Below are 19,864 nucleotides of genomic sequence, written 5' to 3'. Positions count from 1 at the left end.
AATTAGGAGCGCGCGTTCATCGCGCCGCAGAACGAGGTCGTTAAATGATCAGTCCTGAAACGCCTCCTGGCGCCGAGGTGGTTTGCGTAGACGCGACCGCGGGCCCCTATGGTCGTTGCGAGGGCTTGGCCCGTGGCGCCATTTATACGGTCGCGCGGATCGCCCGCGGCATCGACGGCGGTCACGTCGTCATTCTTGGGGAAGTGTCGCCCTGGCGAACCTATGCGCCTCCCTGGGGCGTCGTCGAGGTTGGTTTCGAGCTTCGCCGCTTTCGATATCTCGATATCCCTGACGAACTGACAAGGCTGCTGCACGAAACGCAGTTGGAGGACGTTTAACCTTCTCGCGTCATTGCGCCGCCGGTCCGTCCTGCGGCGGCGGATCCAGTCGCGGCAGCAGCGGAGCGGCCGCGTCGGAGCGGCGGATGAAGGCTTGCGCGTCCAGCCCCAACGCAAGTTCGTCCCAGCGGCCGGCGAGGTCGAGGGCGATGCTTGGCGCCGACTCGGCGGTCAGACCGGCGCTGTCGGCTTCGCGCGCCACGGCTCTGACCGCGAGACTGCGCTCCGGAAGGCGCGCCGAGCCGCCGAAGGCAAGCGTAAAGCCAGGTCCTCGCGCGACGCCTTTGGCGATGTCGGCGACGCCGTTTTCTATTTTTACGGTGGCGCTCGCGGCGACGAGCGCTGAGCGGCCCGAGCGGATGTCGACGGCGCTCGATAGCGGCCGCGTCTCCAATCGGCGCAGCGCTTTCTCGAGATCGACGCCGGATATCTCTCCGTCGACGAGAGCGACGCTGGCGCGCCCGTTCAGGCTCTGCATCAGCGTGGCCATCCGATCGCCCATGCCGTCGACTGCGAGAGTCGCGTTAAGCGCTCCCGCCAGAACAGGTTTTCCATAAGCGTCCCAGAGCAGCGGGCCTGCTTCGACCGCCGTTGTTTGCGCATCGACCCGCAGCGCCAGCCCATCGGGCGAAGGCGCGATCGAGGCCCGAAACTTGAGTCCGCCGCGATAGGCGTGCGCCTGCGTTATCGCGAACTCCGCGGCGCCGTCGCGCAAACTGACTTCGATTGCGGCGTCTTCGACCTTGAGCCGGCCAAGCCTGGCGTGGCCGACGGCGAGGTGCAGATCAACGTCCGCGCCGGAGAGGTCCGGGAGATTGAACGGCTGATCGCTCCACTGTCCGTTCGCGGCGACGAGCGGCGGCGCGTCGGCGAGAAACGGCCGCAAGGAGAGGAATTCGCTTTGGAGCGCCGCCGTCAGCGTCGGGCGGCCATCGTCTTTCTGCAGGTCGATATCGCCGCGAAACTCGTTTCCGTCGACAAAGAGACGCGCCCCCTTGAAGTGCGCCTCTCCGGGCGCGAGCGTCGCTTGCGCGGAGAATTGCGCGTCGGCGAAGGCGCCGGGCAGGGGCGCGGCGACGCCGAAGAGCTGCAGCGCCTGTTGCGCCGATGGCGCACTGGCTGCTGCGCGCCCCTCAAAGCGGGCGTTGGCTCCGAGTTGTCCCACGCCTTGCGCTTCAGCCCGAAGGCTCTTGCCGTCAAGCCGGGTCGTCACAACGGAGGGTTCTCCGCGCAACAACGCTCCCGGACGCGCGACCCATAAGATCGCCTCGAGCCGTTCGCCGTTGAAATCGAACGCGCCGGTCAGGGCGGCCGCTTCGCCGATGCGGCGCCATTCAAAATTCGCGTTGATTCGCTCCAGCGCATAGACGCGGCCGCGGTAGGTGATCCGTGCGTCGCCGTCGACGATCGACACCACGCCAAACCGCACGTTATCGGCCGCCGCGGCTTCGAGCGTCGCCGGCTTTGCGGCGGCCGCTCGGGCGGCGGCGCCGGGCGCGCCGGCCGGCTTTCTGTCAAGATCGATGTGGGCGCGCGGCCGTACGAGCTTCACCGACGCGACTCTGAGGCGCCCCGCGATCAGCGGCAGAACGTCGACGTCGCCGCGCAGCTCGCTCGACTCGATGAGCAGCGCGCCATTGCGGTCGGCGAAAGCGACGCCTTCGACCGCGATGCTTGGACGCGGAAAGAGCGAGAAGCTCGTTCGGCCGCGCGCGGCGACATAAAGCCCCGAAGAGCCTTGGAGCTGATCGGTGACGGCCTCCATGAGAGCGCCGGGCGAGAACAGCCACGGCGCAACAACGGCGGCGATCGCCGCCATAGCCGCCCCCGCCGCCAAGGCCGTCGCCAACAGCCGAAGCGCAGCGCCTGACGGGCGGCGCGCTCTCAGCGATGCGGAGGGCTTGTCGGTTATGGCGGAGGGCAGCAGCCGCGTGCTCCTGAAGCGAGTCTTGAGACGTCGCTTGTCGCGGTCAAGGGCGGCGATATAGTGGCGAAAGATAGTGACGAAAAGGCTGGGCCTAGCGCTCTTCGGCGCGCGACAGTTCGCTGCGGAGCGCGGTCAGGATTTCCTCGACGTAGAACGGTTTTTCGACCATGGCGTGCTCAAGATGCGCCTCGGGAAGTCCTGCGCGCCCGCACCCCGTCGTGAAAATGAAGGGGCAGCCGCGGGCGGCGAGCGCGTCGGCGACCGGATCGATCTTCTCGTGGCCGATATTGACGTCGAGCAAGGCCAGATCGACTCCATCCTCGCGGGAGAGCCGCACCGCTTCGTCGACGCTGCGCGCCATCCCCGCGATAACTAAGCCGAATTCCGCGAGGGTCTCTTCCAGCGCCAGCGCGATATAGGGATCGTCTTCGACAATCAACAGCCGTCGCCCGAGCAAAGGATCGCTCGTGCGCTGGGGGTCTTCGCTTGGAGCGGCCGAGGACGAAAGGCCGGAGCTGGAAACCGACATGAATAAATGGTGGGGCGGAATGCCGCAGTTGTCTAGCTTTCGGGCGGCTTTTGCAGCGAATTTGCTGCAAACATGGCGAACGCCGCCCAGACGGCGAGAGCGCACCAGCTCAGGATCGTCAGCCCGCCGCCGATCGGCGCGGCGAGAGGAAACAGTCTCCCCCATAAAAAGACCCGGGCGGCAAGGTCGCCCGCGAACAGCGTGACCCCCGCCTGGAGCGCCAGCGCGATAGCGGCGAGCCAATTCGCCGTCGGTTTCGGCGTCGTGCCTATAAGCGCCGCGAGGCCGACGCCGGCGGCGGCGTGGATCATGAGAAACTGGCTTGCGGTCGCAAGAAAAGGACTCGCGTCGGCATGGGCCGCGGCGGCGGCGAGAGATACGCCGGCCGCTCCTTGAAGAGCGGCGATGGTCGCGATGGCGAACGACAGTCTCAATGGCAAACTCCGTTTCGCGCCTCCGCCGGATGGCGGTTCTCAGCCTTAAGAAGAGTCGCAGGCTCATCGCCCAATTATAGACCTCGAGCAGACTCGACCAGCGTTCTTTATGGCGGATCGACCCGTTCAAATCGTCGTGCCGCAGACGGATTGGCGACTGTGTCCAGGCTTTCGTCCATGCGACGGTCAGGAGAAGACCTCGTCTGCATGAAACGTGAGATGCGCGTTATCGACGGCGCGCGCGCACAGCGGCCCAGCTCGGCGGCGACATAAGGCGGCGCTCTCGCAAAGCAGGCCGCCCTTTCCTATATTGCCGCATGAAAGTTGGCGGGAGAGAAGAATGAGCGCAATGGGCGTCGTGATTTGTCTGGCGATCGCCGCCTCGGCCGGCCTTGGCGTGTATCTGCGCATGCGGCAGACGGCGACGGTAAACGCCCATCGCGATCAGGTGCCGGCGGATTTCGCGCATGAAGTCACGCTCGACGATCATCGCCGCGCCGCCGAATATACGATCGCAAAAACAGAATTTTCTGTCGCGGAAACGATTTTCGACGCCGCGATTTCTATCGCGTGGCTGGCGCTGGGGCTCGCGCCGCTTTATGCGGCGATCGCCGCCTTCGTCGAACCTGGCCATGTTCGCAGCGTTCTTTTCGTTCTCGTCTTCGGCGTGATCGGCAGTTTGATCGACATGCCCTTCGCCGCAGCGCGCGCCTTCTGGCTCGAAGAAAGGTTCGGGTTCAATCGGCTGACGCCGCAAAAATTTCTCGTCGACCAAGCAAAGTCCGGCGCGCTGGAACTCGCCATTTCGACGCCCTTGCTCTTCGGCATGTTCTGGCTTCTGGGCGCCGCCCCCGACACATGGTGGCTGATCGCCTATGTCGCCTTCATCGCCATCGCGATTGCGATGACGGTGCTATATCCGACGGTCATCGCGCCGCTCTTCAATAAATTTTCGCCGCTTGAAGACGGCGCCATGAAGCGGCGTATGGAGGCGCTGCTCGCCAGATGCGGCTTTGAGTCGAAAGGCCTCTTTGTGATGGACGCCTCAACGCGCTCCACGCATGGCAACGCTTATTTCAGCGGCTTCGGCAAAGCCAAGCGCATCGTCTTTTTCGACACGCTGCTCGAGAAACATTCGCCCGACGAGATCGAATCGATTCTTGCTCATGAACTTGGCCACTTTAAATTCGGCCATGTGCGGCAGATGCTGGCGCTGGCGGCCGCGATCGCCTTCGTCGGTTTCGCGGTGCTGTGGTGGGCCTTCGGCTCGGATGTCTTCGCCGGCTGGTTCGGCCTGCCGAACGACCCCGGCGTGGTGCTCGTCGCGCTGCTGCTTGCGCGACAGCCGATCTCGCATGTCCTGTCGCCCTTGCTCGCGTGGCGGTCGCGCCGGGCGGAGTTCGAAGCCGACGCCTTCGCCCGCGAGATCGTCGGCAAGGAGCCGATGATCTCGGCCCTGACGCGGCTGACGCGCGACAACCTCGCAACGCTGACGCCCGACCCGCTCTACGCCACCTTCTATTTCTCGCATCCGCCCGTGCCGGTGCGGGTCGCGCACCTGCGCGCCGCGGCGTAGCGAGCGCGACGCCCGTTGGCGGCGACTTCGTCACGGCGGCGATCCCTTCGCTGTAATCGACGGCTGCGATAACGCCGTCGCAGTGAACGACGGCTGACCTGTCGGGCGGCTCAGCGCGATGGCGTTGCGATGCGGTTGGTGAGAAGCTAATCGCGCAAAGCGCTTACGGCGACTGCATCGTCAATTTGGTTGGTTGATCTCTGGCGGATCAGCGCCTGTAAAGACCACGGCGCGGAGAGCCGAGCTTGCCGGCGGTCTATGCCCGTGCGAATGAAAGCATCGCCGTTGGCGATCGCCGAGGTGGAGCCAAGAGGTCGGAGCGTGAAAGCTTCTCGACGCGAGTTCGCCAAATTGGTCACCGCGAGCGGCATTGCGCTCAGCCTGTCGCGTCTCGCCCTAGCCAATGAACCTGGATTCGCCGCACGCGAGACGCTGCCTGGAAGACAGCGCTGGAATCCGGCCGCCACGGGCGCGGGTCGGATTGATGGAGTCGCCAAAGTCACAGGGGCGAAGCTGTACGCGTCCGATTTCCGCGCCGCGGATCTCCCGGGATGGCCGGCGCATACCGCGCACGCCATGCTCATCCGGACCGCGAACGCCACGCACATATATGAAGGCGTCGATCTCGCGCGCTTGAGCGGCGCGCTGAAGCCTTCCGTGGTCGTTACCGCGACGGATCTCGCGCGCATCGGCGCCCGCGTTCCCAAATTCTATTCCGGCGACCTGTTCTGCCCGGTGGGCAAGACGCCCTTGTATCTCGGTCAGCCGGCGGCTCTGTTGATTTATGAAAGCTTCGACGCTTTCGATCAGGCGCGGCTCGCGTTACGCAATCAAGCGCTCCTGAAATTCGGCGCCGAAACCGGCCCCGTCGTCGAGCGCGATTACGGCGCGTTCCGTTTCACGCGCATCGCCGGCGCAACACCTGACGCGCCCGACGTTTGTTCGCCGGTCAAGGATGGGTGGGTCAGTCCGGGGTTTTTTCAAGACGGGGGCCGACCATTATGGGCGCGGCTCCCCGTGCCGACGGGGGCCGCCTACGTTAAAACGGCGGACTACGGCGAACAGATCCGCGCCGAACTAGACGCCAACACTCCAAGCCTTCTCGTTCTCGACCGCGAATTCGAGACCCAATCCGTTGATCCAATGTTTCTCGAGCCGGAATGCGGTCTTGCTTGGTATGACGCCGACCGCAAAAACCTGGAGCTCGTGCTCGGCGTGCAGTCGCCGTACGACGCCGCAACCTCAGTCGCAACTCTTCTGGGCAACGCCCGCGCCAACTTCAAGCCGGCGCATATCAACGCGCATTTCGCTTATATGGGCGGCGGATTTGGCGGGCGCGACCACACGCCGTTTCCGCTTTACGTCGCACTGGCGGCGATGTTCCTTCGCGGTCGCCCCGTGCGGCTCGCCCAAGATCGCTATCAGCAGTTCCAGGGGGGAATTAAGCGGCATGCATTCAAGATCCACACGCGCATCGGCGTTGATCGAGCAACAGGCAAAATCTCCGCATTCGCCGCTGACCATGAGCTGGATGGCGGCGGCCTCGCCAATTATTCGGCCAGCGTGGCGGCGGTTTCCGCGAACGCCGCGATAGGCATCTACGATGTTCCAAAAGTCGACGTCACCACAGTCGCGCTGCATTCACGCGGCGTGACGGCAGGGTCGATGCGGGGCTATGGCACGCTGCAGACGATGACGGCGCTGGAAGTGTTGATCGACGAGGCGGCGTCGACGCTGGCGATCGATCCGATCGAATTCCGCCGACGCAACGCGCTGAAGACCGGCGGTCGGACAATGGCGGGGAACACCTATGACGTCGTGGTTCGCACGCCCGAAATCCTTGACCGACTGGAACAGCATGCCATCTGGCGACGCCGCGCCGAAGAGAAGGCGCGTGGACGGCGCGCAGGGAACGTTGTCGGCACGGGCGTGGCTTGCGTCACCAAGGATTACGGCAGTGGAGCCGACACTTCATTGTCGTCGGTGGACATCGACCCAGAGGGTCGGATCTCCATCCACTGCGATCACGTCGAGATGGGGAACGGCATAGGGACGGCGCTTGCGAACCGGGTCGCGGCCCATCTCGGCGCCGTCGCCGACGAAGTCGCTGTCGCGGAAGTCGACCGCTACACCGCACTCGGGCTCATCACCTCCGGCGACCCTTACACGATGGACCAGGCGACGCAGGACGCCGCGCAACGCGATCCGCGCTGGGTTCCGGCGATCAGTTCGCCAACCAGTTCCTCGATTGGCGCGCACGTCGGGACTCATTCGGCGTCCGAAGCGGCCCGCGTCATCTTCCGGTTCGGGTTGTGGCCCGCCGCGCTCGAACTGTGGGGACTCGCGCCAACCGATCCGAGAGCCGCGAAATGGGAGGCGGCGCGTTGGGAGCAGGGGCGGCTCATGATGCCGGAGTTGAGATCCTTGCCGCTATCTGAGATCGCCGCAAGGGCCCATGCGCGCAAAGGCGTGACCGCGGCGATGGCGCACAGCTTCTCTCGGTGGGCGTGGTCGAAAGCGACCTTTGCGATCGACGGACAAGAGTGGACGGCGGAAATTGATGCGCTGGCCGTGCGAAAAAGCTCAGGAAAATTTGTTCGCTTAGATCGCGTCGACGTCAAATACCCGCCCACCGTGTTCAACCGGATCGGGACCTCCTACACATCGCTGTGCGGCGCGCTGGTCCGTGTCGAGATCGAGCGCGCCACCGGCGCCTTGCGCATCGACAGGGCATATACCGTCCTCGAATGTGGTCGCGCGCTGACGCCTGAAGTCGTGCTTGGCCAGGCGCAGGGCGGGTTCGCGATGGGCGTCGGCTACGCGCTGCTCGAATCGCTGCCGCTTTATGAAGATGGACCCGGCAATGGGCAATGGAATCTCGGGCGATACCTGATCGCGCGCGGGTCGGACCTGCCTTTGCAGGGACTCGAGATCGAAGTGTTGCCTCCGCTGCCGAACGATCCGCCAAAGGGTATGGCTGAGGTCGTTATGATTCCCATTGTTCCGGCGTTGTTGAACGCGATCTTCGACGCGACCGGGCGTCGCTTCCACGCCTTGCCGGTGACTCAACAAATGCTCAAGGGAGCGCTCACGTGACGATCGTGCGCATGACGATCAATGGGCGCGCATACGGCCCGGTGAAGGTGCGCGACGAACTGACCATGAATGATTTTTTGCGCGAGCGCCTTGGGCTCACGGGCACAAAGTTTGGCTGCGGCGCCGGGCAGTGCCTCAGTTGCGCGGTGATCATCGACGATCCGGACGGGACGAGCCACACCAGTCCAACCTGCATCGTTCCGGCGGCGAGCTTCAACGGGAAATCCATTCGGACCGTGGAAGGCCATGCGACGAACGGCGAACTCACTGCGCTGCAAAGATCGTTCATCGACCATTTCGCGTTCCAATGCGGCTATTGCACAGCCGGCTTCTTGAACGAGGGACAGGTTCTGCTCGAGCGTCTGGCGAAGACGCCGGTGGCGCGCGCCGATCTCGAGAAAACGATCGCTGACGCGTTTGACGGCCATTTGTGCCGGTGCACGGGCTACTTCAAATATCACGAGGCTGTGCGCGACGTCATTCTCGCCGATCCGGGACGATATTTGATGTAGCGAAACGGCGTTTCGCATGAGTGCGGCGGAGGAGGGGGACCGAAGATGAAATTTGCGGTTCTCGCAGCGGTCGTGGGACTGATGACATGCGTGACGTCCGACAGCCGATCGGCGACGCTCGCAACTCCAGAAACATTTGCCGGCATCGACGACGTCGCGGCGCGGTCCGCAGCTTTGTTTACCGAACTCGGCAAAGTCCTGACCAGTCCACGCTGCGTCAATTGCCATCCCGCCGGCGATCGTCCGCATCAGGGTGAACTGGGCCGGAGTCACCAGCCGCCGGTCGAGCGGGGACCGGATGGCCGAGGGCTCACGGCGATGCGCTGTCCGATCTGCCATCAGGACGCCAATTTTGATCCCGGCCGCGTTCCCGGTCACCACGAATGGCGTCTCGCGCCGCGTGAGATGGGCTGGGAGGGCAAAACGCTCGGTGAAATCTGTGCGCAGATCAAAGATCCCGCGCGCAATGGCGGCCGTTCGCTGGACGCGCTTGCACGTCACATTGGCGGCGACACGCTCGTAGGCTGGGCCTGGTCGCCCGGATTTGGCCGCCAACCCGCGCCGGGAACGCAGAAGGAGGCGGGGGCGCTCGTCGAAGCTTGGATCAACACCGGGGCAGTATGCCCGAAATAGCGGAGGATAAGCGAACCCGGCGCGCTTTCAGGCGGTGATCGACGCCACCGGATCTATCGTCGAGACAGTCGCCCGTCCGTGACGCGCCTTTGCTGTCCTCATCTCACTGGAGAGTCTCATGATGCCCACCACGCTCACGACAAGCCGTCTCTGCACGCTGCTGTCATCGGTTGTCGTCTTTGGATTATCGGCTTCGCCCGCGCGCGCGACGGAGTCGCCAAGCTACTTCACAGGACTTGTCGGCGTCGAGACGGCGAGCCCGGCCGAAATCTCCAATAAAAATATACTGCAGCTGAATACGACGATGTTCCAGCTCTACGGCGACGCCGCGCAGATCTTCAAGAAAAACATCCTCGCCAAGCATCCGGTCATTCTCGGACTCTTTTCGGGCGCCGGCGGGCGATTTATCCTTTATCGCCCCGGCATGGCGCCGATTGAGGCGCCGCAGGCGCCGATCGTCTATCAGTTGCTGAAATCGGTTGGCCACAGCACCATGGCGTTGGCCGAAGTCGTCGTTCCGTATCTGAACAGTCCCAAGGACACGACATGGCGCGGCGCATTGGCGGCGTATAGGAGCCGCATGCAATCCGCGCTCGATACGCTTGACGCGAGCGGCATGCAAAAAGACTGGCGAGCAAACAATCGAAGCATTCTGCAAAACAATATCGCGTTCATGGACGAGTGCCTGAAGAACAACGCGATCTCAGCGGAAGGCCTGCAAAAATTCGCCAAGAAGCAGTCGCCGCTGCTGAAGAAAAATATCGCTTGGGCGGCGCAAACCCAGGTCGCCCATTGGATGCATGTCATTGCCGGTTGGAAAGAGACGCTTGGCGCCGACTGGGACAAAACCTATGCGGCCAGCAATACGATCTATGTCGCCCGCCAGAACAATGTCCTGTTTAGCGTGCTCGCGCAGTTCTTCGGCCCCGAGGCCATCAATGATCGCTTGATGCTGATCGAGACAATATCCTTCACCACGACGCCCGACGATATGCTGGAATCGCTGACGCGCATCATCGCCGACCGATCGGTGGGCGCCGCATTCTTCGGCGATTACCATCTCATGGATTTCGAATTGATGGGCGGAGACGCGCGGCAAGCGATCATCGACGAAGACGCGAAGCGCAAGATGAATGTGGTCCTGCCGCCGCAAGTGCCGTTCGGCTCGCGTCAATGGCCGACGCTGATCACGCCGGGGCCCGGCGCTAAGAGCTTGAGCGATCTTCCGTGAACCTGAACTCCGCAGCCGCGATCACGGCGCGAAATGTTCTTGAGTTTGGCCTTATCGTCGGAGTCGCGCTCCTTTTTGCCGCTCTGCTTCCCATCGAGAGCGGCGCGCAAGATCGAATGGATCGCGTCACGGGTTTCGAGCGCGAAGCGATCCACACCGCCGCCTGGCCGGCTGGCAAAAAGGTCGCAGTCAGCTTTGCGTTCTTCGTGGAGGAGTTCGGCTTCGGACAAGGTCCGATCTTCCGTCCAGATCTTGCGTCGCGAAAGCCTGACCTCGTGAACGAGGCGTTCCGTCAATATGCGATCGACTGGGGCGTTGTCCGCGTCGGCCGGCTATTCAAAGAACTGAATGTGCCGCTCACCATCGTGGTGAATGCGGAGTTTTTCGGCAAGCATCCATCGGTATGGAAGGAGTTCCGTTCGATGCTGCCGAACGCGCCGCTCGTCGCGCACGGCTTGAACAACACAAGCCGAATGTTGCCGCTCCGGAGCGGGATCGCCGCACAGAAGGCCTACATTCGCCGAACATTGGATCTCATCGCCGAAGCCACGGGCGTCAGGCCGACGGGCTGGTCGAGTCCGGGCGTCTACGCCAATCGCGACACGATGCGTGCGTTGGCCGCCGAAGGCGTCGCCTATACGCTCGACCAGATGGATTCGGATGTCATTTCACGTTTGAAGACGCCGGAAGGCTCGCTCATCCTGCTGCCCTATCCGGCCGTAACCGTCGACATGGGGCAATATCTGGCGCGGATGAAGACGACCAGAGAGATCGAGGCGCTCTGGTTGGACTATGTATCGGAACTGGTCGTTGAGGCGCGCGCCAACCCAGCGCGAGGCGCCGCGACTGTGGTCATCGGAATTCATCCCTTTGTCGTCGGCACGCCTGACGGAGCCTTCGCGCTGCGGCGCGTTCTTTTGCGCCTGAAGGCGGACGACGCAGTATGGCTGGCTGACGCCGACGCCATTTTGAAGGCGGCGGGCCTGAGATGAACGAAGCCGTCGATTCGGACGACCTTCACGCGTATTCGCTCGCTTGATCCCGACCAATCGTCCGGAACAGGACGCTACGCCGTTTGGCGCGCCGGTCAGGACAAAGATGCGAACACCTATGTAATTGAAATAGAAGGGCAGTAATGAAGGCGGCTCCGCATATTTATGAAATCCAACCCACCGCGGCAAATTCATAAACTGCCCAAACTTCACCTCACGGCGCTCTCACGGCGATCCGCTCACAATCGCCGCAAGCCTCCGGCTTCTAGCTTCGGCGTTCGGGGGACTTCAATCAATGCCGTCGTCGAGGCTTACAAAAAATCGAAGTCACGCTGAAGGCGCACCTTTCCACTTTCCGTCACGATCCACGTCGCCGCCGCCATCGCGATAAAAAATAGATGGAAGTCAGCGCGAATTTTGTAGCTTGCCGCCTGTTTCATTGCGAACTCCTGAAATCTCCTGGTTTGGCGGCGTTTCAAGCTTCGTATGGACCGATTGATCCATATCGCCGTCACAAACGCACGATGAACCCGATAACCCCTTGTCCACAGAGGCGCGTCTAACCCGAAGCGAGGAACTTCTCCTGATAGACCTGTTGCTTCGGCACGCCGGCCGTCTCGGCCGCGGCGAAGGCGGCGTCGATCATGGCGGGCGGTCCGCACAGGTAGATGTCCGGCTGCGCGTCATCTTTCGCCAGTTCGGCTCGAAGCAGATCAATCACCGTCCCGCCCGCAACGCCATTGCCATCGCCGCCTTCAACCACGGCGACTCGCAATTCCAGATTGGGCATCGCGCTCTGAAGCGTCTTGAGTTCGTCGACATAGAAGAGCTCATCGCGCCGCGTTACGCCGAAGAAAAGCTTCGCCGGCGTCTGATCGCCGCAGCTCTTCATGTGCCGGACCATCGACAATACAGGCGACAACCCGGTGCCGCCGCCGACGAAATAGCGGAGTCGCGCGCCGCTATCGCGCAAATTGAACGCGCCCGTCGGTCCGCGCAGGTTCAGCTTCATGCCCACTCTGGCGTCATTCGTCAGGAACTTCGAAAAGGCGCCGTCAGGCAAAATGCGGATGAAGAATTCGAGTGCGCCGTCGCCGGAAAGCGACGCCATCGAATAGGATCGCCGCGTGTGGGTGCCGGGAATTTCAATGTCGACGAACTGACCCGGCATGAAGTTGAGCGAAATCGGCGACGCGCCATCGGACGTGAGGACCTGCACGACCAGTCGAACGACATTGGACGACACCTTGTCGCAGGTCTTGATCTCGCCGACCCAGTTGGTCTGGATCGCCTCGAAGGAAATGCGATCATAGGTATAGGGAACCAAGATGTGCAGGTCGCTTCGTGGAAAGGTGCGGCAAAGCAGCACCATGCCGTCTTCCTCTTCGTCGGGCGGCAGGGCCTGAACGCTGACGTCGAAGAGTTCGTAGTCGCCATCCGTACATTCGCCCTTGCATGTCGCGCAACCGCCCGCCCGGCACGAGGACATGAGAATGACGCTTTGGCGGAGGCCGGCGGAAATGACGTTTTCGTTGGGCCCGCATTCGAAGGAACAGGTTTCCCCTTCCTCGGTTTCGATAGTGATCTGGTACATTTCAGTCGCCCTAAGGATTATCTTTGCCTCGCTGCACGGATTCGGCGCCGCGCACGACTTCGGGCGCGCCGAGACCAGCGTCTCTGAGCAAGTTCCGGATTCCGTCTACGTTCACGCCGGATGCGCTCGCGCAATCCTGACGCTCGAAAAATCGGACGACGAGCGCCACGGCTTCGCGCGCGGAGCGCTCCGACAATGAACATCCTTCCTGCACGAACTCGCCGTCGCGCAGGATTTCCCAGTGCCACATATATTCGAGATCTCGGCCATACGCGGCATAGAGCGTCGATGCATGAAGCAGCATCGCATTCGGGTCCGCAGCCGGATCGCGACCCTCGCCGCGAGCTTCAAAATCCAAGCTAAACATTCGCGCCTCCATTGCAGCCATGGATAGGAGCCCGGGCGCTTCCGCCCGAGCCCTCAAAATCCATCGATCGACGATGCGATCAGGACGCCTTTTGCAGATGCAGGACTTTCACGCCGCGCTCCTTGCGCAAGCCTGCCAGCGGCGTCGCATAATAGTCGGTGTTGCGCATTTCCATGAGCAGGGTGCCGAGCGCCGCGTCAGTGCGCAGGAAGCCATTCACCGGCATCACCGGCGGCTTGTAGAGCTGCCGGAATTCGACATGGATGCGCTCGGCGTCATACTTGTTCTTCGCCGCCTTCATCTTGCCGATCCAGGTCGCCTCGACGGCGGCGGCGTCCTCGCCTGCCGATGTTTTCGTCATCAGCGCGCTGACGGGCAGGTGGCCGACTTTGAGCTGCGAGAGCTTCACTCTTGTGGCCGATGATGTGGACTTCCTGCTCGTCGACATCAACCCGCTGGGCGAGCGCGCGTAGATGGTCCCGCCGGTAGCCGCTTTGGCGTCCCGCATCCGCTTGCGTGCCTGCCGCGCGAATGTGGCGAGCGCCTGAGAGGTGAGCGCCGGCCTCCGCTTTCGGAAATCGCCCACCGAAGAGGACGCATGTGAGTCGATTGTGAATCAATCGCTCCAACGCCCTGCCGAATGCCAGAGCGCAGCTGAAGTTTACCTCGACGGACTTTCATCCCCATCTGCGGGGTCCGGCGAAGCGGGGCATCCGGCAAGCGAAGCAGACCTTGTGAGCACAGCGCTATCCTCGCGGCATACGCCGGTCACCTGTAGCGTAAGTTTGGGGGTCAGCCCTACGTTGGCGCTGACGTGACGCATCCGGTAAGGCCAGGTGATCACGTCGCCAGCACGCCATTGATGCACAACCGAATTGCCGACTAAAAAGTAGTGACCCCAAATCCAATCTTCCATGAAGATCAGATAGCGTCGGACCAATTTTGGATCGCTTACGCGGTATTTGCGAACATAGAAATTGAACATATCGTAATGCCACGGGCACACCCATCCAGGTTTCTGGTGTATAATGCTCCCGGTGGGGCCATCTAAGTCGAACTCTCTTAGAATTGGATAAAATAAATCTGGATAAATATCCGAGTATGTCTTGAATTGCGAGGCGCTGCTCTTGTCATACCCCATTAATTCAATAATATCAGTGTTATGAATTATCTCAATATCTTCATCTTCATCTTCAGAGCGCGTAAAATCAAAAATTGAACTCTTCTCAATTGTCAAATCCATATCATATGCAAAACGAACAATTCTATCCCATTCGGGGCCGACAGCGCTCTTTATATTACCAACAACAATATATTCAGTTACCTTCTTCGTAGGATCGAAATGCCATTGCGCCAATTCTTCGTCCATAATTCTATCAAGAGCTTTAGTGTGCCTTTTTAACCATGGCTTATCCATAACACCATACTCCCGGATTAAAATTGCTCAAGGAGACTGTTGATACAAAGTCGGTTATATTTTCCGCCGCGGTTATAGCCCGCCCATTCTTTGTTTCCTAAACCAAAAATCACACAGTTACTTGCTTCTATGTCCAATCGCCGACACACCTCCAGCTGCCGCTCCCGATACCTCGTATAGTTGTAGTCAACGTCAAACTTCTCAATAAATTCTAAGCCGCAAGCGCAGGCATACTGGCTGACCATACCGGCCGCGTTGAAGACGTCGATAAAGTCATCGTCGAATTCTCTTTTAAATCGTACGCCTATACGCATCTTGTTCAGTCCATAGAAAGTTTTGCTAAGACTGAACGCGACCACCTTCACACATGGTTGATCGAAGTCGAAATGAATTCCAGTACCAATATTCATGTAAGCGCAGTCGAGCAATACTGGCACACTCAACTGGTTACATGCAAATATAACATCGTCCATGAGAGGGTGCCGGCCGCCGTTGTCAGAAAAGGGCAAAGAGATAACGACAGCATCATTCCGCTCGACTTCTGCGTCCTCTAAGAAAGCGTGGGAATACCCGTGACGCCAAGCGGCGCGGTGATACATGAACTCGCCCTTGAAGCACCTAAAACGTCGATCGCGGTATTCCGCGTAAAAGGCGTCGAAGGACTGAATCGTACCATGTGTAAATGAAACAAATCGAAATTTGTCTAGATTCTCGAGATGATTTTCTTTGGAAGAGAGCAGCCACTTCGGAAAGGCGCGCAAGAAATTGATGCAAATATCGGCGCTCTCCAGCGAAGAGAGCAGGAGCCTCTGTGCATCTATCTCTTGTAGGAACGCGATGACCTTCGGATCACGAATTGCTCGAGCGGATCTATACGGCATTGACTCGTCGATGTGATTGAAGAGGGCCCGCCCCTTTGTGAGTTCCGATGTGACAGTAACGAATGGCATTCTCCGCTCCGCTGCGCTTCAACATTTAGGCCTCATGCGCTGAGCTGTACTGCAGCACGCTTCTGAGACAACCTGCCTGCGACTATTCAGCCCGCGAATGGTCGACTCACCGCGATAATTGGGTCAACCATGGATTGTGCTTCCACCTGAGCCGCTCTAACGGCGGCCGGCATTTCAAATCCATGTCGACTGACGAGCCATGTCCGATTATAGCGTTCCGGAATTCGATCAAGCAAGATGTGCTCTTCGTTCGAATCGAAGGTCATTCACCCCACACGACGCCTCGCCATCGTTCATGCATGAGCCGGAAGGCGATGGCGCGGCCAAGCGCTTCCTCCGCACTCTCAAGGGGCAAGTCTCAACGTTTTTGTAAATGTCGAACACGCGAATGCGGAATGTTGACAGTCACGCGGCGCGTTCGGCCAAAATCGCTTTGAAGCGTTCCGGCGTGGCGCGCGGACTAAAGTTGCGCCACGATCGCGCTCCAATCACATGTCCTGCGATTTTTTAGCAATAGATTGATTGTCTCTGAATCTTCGCCTGTTCGTCACGGTTGGCGCCATGTCTCTTCGTCGCACTCGTCGCGCTCGCGCCCGTAAAGCAGCAAATGGAGTCATTTGGACATTTGTTTCGAGGCCGCCAACGGCTCGCCACGCGTGAGCCGCGTCCCGCCGATGTTTTGCGCTTAACGGAAAGCCGCTTCTCCTGTTGGAACTCGTAGGAGTCTCCTTCGCTAGCCCCGAGGCGCCGCGGCGACCAAGTTCAGCTCACGGCAGCTGGATGTCTCAGATAACCGTGCGCCACCCCAATCTCATCCAGCAGTCGCAATATGAGTTCTTCGCCGACGTCGCTCTGCCATAGCGCCACTCCATTGGCCTGGCCCGCGAAGCTGGGCTCGCCATGAGTGCTCGCAAGCGGGTAACCGGTGGCCAAGCCCATGGCGAACACGCCGGGAACCGGACGTCGTGCGGCGTCGAGAACTCGACTGTGCCCATCGACGAGGGGACCTTTCAGATCAATAAGTAGCGGGATTTTTTCGCCTGTCTGGTCGAAGAGGGGCAAGGCGCGTGGACAATAGCCGAGTGCTGCAACGATGAGATGCGCTTCTTCCAGAATTTGATTTGCCTCTGCATACCGGCTCTCTTCCAGCTTGAGAAGCTGCAGACGACATTCAGGTGCTAATCCACCCAGCCCCCAGAATCGGCGCATGAGATCACGGGAATCGCTTCGTAAGCCTGCTAGTGGAAAGACACGACCCGTCTTTGGACAAATGTCGAGGGCGCCGAACGCGTGATAGCCATCCTCCAGCGCCTTCGCCGGCGACCCATAGGTCAGGCGAAAATCTTCGCGGTGAAGCACTGTGACCGCGCAAGGTCCAAACTCGACGCCGCTGGATTCCAGGCACACATGCGCGCTGGCAATCGCACTATGAGAAGCGCCTACGATTGCTACCTTGGGAGACGAGCGACCACTCAGTGCGCTTGCGATCTTCTTTGCACCTCCATGACCGAGTAGCTCTCCCGATTGTATGGTTTTGTCAACGAAGCGCGGCAGCAGAGGTAGACCGGCTACCTCCTCTTCGAATAGCCGTCGAATCGGCTGTTCTGCGCCAGTCGCAAGAACGAGCGTTCGCGAGTGAAGCAGTTGTACGCCCTTATTGGCTCTCCAGCACTCGGTAACCCAAGTGCCATCCCGCTGGCGGCGCGAATGCCGCGCCTCCGTGCAAGTGACAAATGGGTCGACCTCATTGCCCACAAGCCAACGCTGAAGCTCGGTGCTCAAGTCCGCGAGGAAATCCGCAACGAGGGTGAGCTCTACGGCGCTTCCGCGCATTGCATTGAGCCGTTTACCGGCAGGACTTTCCAATAAGTGCTGCAGAGGCGGAGCGATCTCGAGGGTGACGGGCGCTAAGAAACTGTCGGCGAGGCTATCCGATCGGATCGCATAATTGCCGATTTCGCCTGGTCCCACCGCGGCGGTTCGCTCGATTATTATTAGGCCGGCGGAAAGCAGATCGCGCAGCAGACCAATGCGCCGAGCAGCCAGTAAAAGGGCTACTCCCGCTGGTCCACCGCCCACTATCAGCGCGCCGAGCAGCGTCTCACTGGCAAGATTTACGCGTTGCTGATCTTGCATAGTGACATCTTCGTCCCCGTCAACATTCAAAGCCAATCAAATAAACTTCGATGCCGTCGCGATTTGTGTTGGAGTTGACTGATGAGGCTCCGAGCTACATGAGAGTATCCGATCACGCTGCGAGGTCAATGAACTGATCGGAAGGCTTCTCGGCGAAGCCTCCGATCGCTCGATCTTGCATTGGTGATTAGGCCGAAGGCGAGAAGCACCAAGAGGCCCATTGCTGCGGTTTTCGCGCAGGGCAACACGGTTTGCCTCTTGATCCTGCGCTTGAACTCCTCGCGCAGCCTCTCCATGGCGTTCGTGGTGCAAATCGAACATCCCTGGCTCTTGGGAAAGCGCGTGAAAGGGGGGAACAGCCGAGCGCCGGATGTGGTGCGCCAACACCACGCAATGCCACGATGTTGAAGGCGGAGTTCAATGAGGCCTTCATTGACCTCGCTGCGTTATTGGGTAGCATAATGTCGCCTTGGCGAGCGTCGATGAATTCCAATGCGATGCGCGATGGCGTTTCAACCTTGTTGAAAACAAGGAGCCTATGCTGAAGCAGATTCCGCCGTCTTTTCTACTCGGCTCCGCAACACTGCGTGCGGGAAATGGGGGCATTGCGCGCGTCGGTCGGTTGACCGCGCGAGCACTGCTGGATACCGGCGCCGACGTTCGATTGCTGTCTTTAGGCGATTATGAGGCGCCAGAAATTATGGGGTGCTCCGCAACAATTGCGCGCGGCAGCAAGCTGCGTTTTTGGCTACACTGTCAAATGGCCGCACTATCGAAGACACATTTCGTCTATGATTGTCCGGGCGTCGCCCGTGCTCATCCGCACTTCATTTCTCGCCCTTATGCGGTTTGGTTGGCTGGGCTGGAGGCATGCGAGAGCATCCGGCCTGAGATCGATAGGGCGTTGAGACGCGCGGATCTCGTGCTCGCCATCTCAAACTATGCTCTGGCTCGCTTCGAGGCTCTCCGAGGCCCGCTCCCGCAGGCACAGGTATGTTGGCTCGGTACGGAGGATGATGATGAGCCCGCTGCGCCAGAATTCGCCGGTCCGCCCACCGCGCTCATTCTCGCGCGTATGTGGGAAGAAGAAGGGCGGAAGGGCCATGCGGAACTCATTGGATGTTGGCCGTACGTGCTCGCCCGTATCCCGAATGCTCGTTTGCTTGTCGTTGGCGGCGGCAAGGGCCGTGCGAATCTTGAGGCGGCCGCGGGACGATCTCTTGCATCGCGACAGATCGAATTTACGGGCTACGTGCCTGAGGCGGAGATAGACCGCGTCTGGGGTCAAGCCCATCTACTCGCCATGCCGAGCCGTCAAGAAGGATTTGGTATGGTCTATATCGAGGCGATGCGGCGTGGTCTTCCCGTCATCGCTTCGCGGCACGACGCCGGACAAGAAGTGAACGTCGACAACGAAACCGGCTTCAACGTCGATCTCGATCGGCCGGCCGAGCTCGTCGATCGTCTGGCGCGGTTGCTTGGAAATCCGACCCAGTGTGCCGAAATGGGCGCTGCTGGCCGGCGACGATGGCGGAAACATTTCCGCTATTCAGCGTTCGCCTCCCGCGTTTCAGAGCACATCCGCGTTCTTTCCTGCCACGAGTCGCAACGCATCGTTTGCGGGCGCAGTCTTTGCCGACCGGACACCTATAGTGGTGATGTTTGACGCTCACCATCCCGCTGCTTGGAAACGAATGCCGTCGACAGGAGTAATTCTTTTATGATCGGGCGTCTCAAGGGGAGCTTTTTGCGGGTTGTTTCCGAATGGGCTGGACGGCGGCGTCGGGCCGAGAAAGCTGATACTTCAAGCTTGCGCCGCGTCCCTTCCGCCAGAACCATTGCGCGGCTGATGACGACAGGTCGCGACATGCTCTCCAAGTCAGAATCCGTAACGATTGTGGCGATAGAAAGCGGCGTCCCGCTGCTCGTCGAAGCGCGAAGCGTCATCGCAGCTTTCCACGCCATGATCCGAAAGAAGCATGATGCGGAGTTCGACGCCTGGATTGAGCACGCAAAATTGAGTCTCGTCGCGTCCTTGGCTAACGGCGTCATAAAAGACAGGGCTGCTGTGCGCGCCGCAATCATATCCGCTTGGTCGAACGGACAGACCGAAGGTCAGATCACAAAGCTCA

General features: G+C 60.5%; 18 protein-coding genes and 2 pseudogenes. 9 read left to right on the top strand and 11 right to left on the bottom strand.

The features are described from left to right. Positions 1-44 precede the first annotated feature (44 nt). Positions 45-338, top strand: coding sequence for a hypothetical protein (locus tag ACR65W_RS08895; RefSeq protein ID WP_014892642.1), 294 nt, complete (start codon positions 45-47; stop codon positions 336-338). 10 nt (positions 339-348) lie between these two features. Here ACR65W_RS08895 and ACR65W_RS08890 read toward each other — a convergent pair whose 3' ends face one another. From ACR65W_RS08890 to ACR65W_RS08880, 3 genes are all read right to left on the bottom strand, one after another. After that, complete coding sequence (locus ACR65W_RS08890; RefSeq protein ID WP_434500892.1) at positions 349-2,157, bottom strand: AsmA family protein; 1,809 nt, start codon at positions 2,155-2,157, stop codon at positions 349-351. 199 nt (positions 2,158-2,356) lie between these two features. After that, positions 2,357-2,794: a response regulator gene (locus ACR65W_RS08885; protein ID WP_434500891.1), complete on the bottom strand. Its 438-nt coding sequence runs from the start codon at positions 2,792-2,794 to the stop codon at positions 2,357-2,359. A 32-nt stretch (positions 2,795-2,826) separates the two neighbouring features. Continuing rightward, positions 2,827-3,228, bottom strand: coding sequence for a DUF423 domain-containing protein (locus ACR65W_RS08880; protein WP_434500890.1), 402 nt, complete (start codon positions 3,226-3,228; stop codon positions 2,827-2,829). 340 nt (positions 3,229-3,568) lie between these two features. Between ACR65W_RS08880 and ACR65W_RS08875 the strand changes: the two genes are divergently transcribed. The 6 genes from ACR65W_RS08875 to ACR65W_RS08850 all read left to right on the top strand — a co-directional run bounded on the left by ACR65W_RS08875 (position 3,569) and on the right by ACR65W_RS08850 (position 11,268). Then, positions 3,569-4,804 carry a M48 family metallopeptidase gene (locus ACR65W_RS08875; protein ID WP_434500889.1) on the top strand — a complete coding sequence of 412 codons (1,236 nt, stop codon included), beginning with the start codon at positions 3,569-3,571 and terminating at the stop codon, positions 4,802-4,804. A 270-nt stretch (positions 4,805-5,074) separates the two neighbouring features. Next, positions 5,075-7,900 (top strand): xanthine dehydrogenase family protein molybdopterin-binding subunit, encoded by a 2,826-nt coding sequence (locus ACR65W_RS08870; RefSeq protein WP_434500888.1) that lies wholly within the window; start codon positions 5,075-5,077, stop codon positions 7,898-7,900. Between the two features lie 11 nt (positions 7,901-7,911). Beyond that, positions 7,912-8,412: a (2Fe-2S)-binding protein gene (locus ACR65W_RS08865; protein ID WP_434500909.1), complete on the top strand. Its 501-nt coding sequence runs from the start codon at positions 7,912-7,914 to the stop codon at positions 8,410-8,412. Between the two features lie 45 nt (positions 8,413-8,457). Further along, entirely contained in the window at positions 8,458-9,045 is a 588-nt protein-coding gene (locus ACR65W_RS08860) for an Isoquinoline 1-oxidoreductase subunit (RefSeq protein ID WP_434500886.1), read from the top strand. Between the two features lie 118 nt (positions 9,046-9,163). Beyond that, entirely contained in the window at positions 9,164-10,276 is a 1,113-nt protein-coding gene (locus tag ACR65W_RS08855; protein ID WP_434500885.1) for a hypothetical protein, read from the top strand. Beyond that, complete coding sequence (locus tag ACR65W_RS08850) at positions 10,273-11,268, top strand: polysaccharide deacetylase (protein ID WP_434500884.1); 996 nt, start codon at positions 10,273-10,275, stop codon at positions 11,266-11,268. The genes ACR65W_RS08855 and ACR65W_RS08850 overlap by 4 nt, the downstream gene beginning before the upstream one ends. A gap of 311 nt (positions 11,269-11,579) precedes the next feature. Here ACR65W_RS08850 and ACR65W_RS08845 read toward each other — a convergent pair whose 3' ends face one another. From ACR65W_RS08845 to ACR65W_RS08810, 8 genes and pseudogenes are all read right to left on the bottom strand, one after another. Then, the gene (locus ACR65W_RS08845; RefSeq protein ID WP_434500883.1) at positions 11,580-11,708 is read right to left on the bottom strand and encodes a hypothetical protein; all 129 of its coding nucleotides are present in this window, start codon (positions 11,706-11,708) and stop codon (positions 11,580-11,582) included. A 119-nt stretch (positions 11,709-11,827) separates the two neighbouring features. Beyond that, positions 11,828-12,862, bottom strand: a complete 1,035-nt coding sequence (gene mmoC, locus ACR65W_RS08840) for an aromatic/alkene monooxygenase hydroxylase FAD-binding subunit MmoC (protein ID WP_434500882.1) — start codon at positions 12,860-12,862, stop codon at positions 11,828-11,830. Between the two features lie 10 nt (positions 12,863-12,872). Next, on the bottom strand, positions 12,873-13,229 hold the full coding sequence (gene mmoD / locus ACR65W_RS08835; protein WP_434500881.1) for a soluble methane monooxygenase-binding protein MmoD: 357 nt from the start codon (positions 13,227-13,229) through the stop codon (positions 12,873-12,875). Positions 13,230-13,308: 79 nt separating this feature from the next. After that, a complete protein-coding gene (locus ACR65W_RS08830) occupies positions 13,309-13,737 on the bottom strand; it encodes a hypothetical protein (protein WP_434500880.1) in 429 nt (142 codons plus the stop codon). 153 nt (positions 13,738-13,890) lie between these two features. After that, positions 13,891-14,646 (bottom strand): hypothetical protein, encoded by a 756-nt coding sequence (locus tag ACR65W_RS08825; protein WP_434500879.1) that lies wholly within the window; start codon positions 14,644-14,646, stop codon positions 13,891-13,893. Between the two features lie 17 nt (positions 14,647-14,663). Beyond that, complete coding sequence (locus ACR65W_RS08820) at positions 14,664-15,596, bottom strand: hypothetical protein (RefSeq protein WP_434500878.1); 933 nt, start codon at positions 15,594-15,596, stop codon at positions 14,664-14,666. Between the two features lie 762 nt (positions 15,597-16,358). Beyond that, positions 16,359-17,732 (bottom strand): hypothetical protein, encoded by a 1,374-nt coding sequence (locus ACR65W_RS08815; RefSeq protein ID WP_434500877.1) that lies wholly within the window; start codon positions 17,730-17,732, stop codon positions 16,359-16,361. 185 nt (positions 17,733-17,917) lie between these two features. Further along, positions 17,918-18,121, bottom strand: a pseudogene (locus ACR65W_RS08810) (transposase); the annotation flags it as partial. Between the two features lie 149 nt (positions 18,122-18,270). Between ACR65W_RS08810 and ACR65W_RS08805 the strand changes: the two are divergent. Then, the gene (locus ACR65W_RS08805; protein ID WP_434500876.1) at positions 18,271-19,398 is read left to right on the top strand and encodes a glycosyltransferase family 4 protein; all 1,128 of its coding nucleotides are present in this window, start codon (positions 18,271-18,273) and stop codon (positions 19,396-19,398) included. A gap of 84 nt (positions 19,399-19,482) precedes the next feature. Then, a pseudogene (locus ACR65W_RS08800) lies at positions 19,483-19,864 on the top strand (ISL3 family transposase); the annotation flags it as partial.

Origin of the sequence: Methylocystis sp., from assembly GCF_051062815.1 — a bacterium.
Classification (GTDB): Bacteria; Pseudomonadota; Alphaproteobacteria; order Rhizobiales; family Beijerinckiaceae; genus Methylocystis.
The sequence above is the reverse complement of the archived record's forward strand: the minus strand, read 5'-3'. Positions and strand labels throughout refer to the sequence as shown.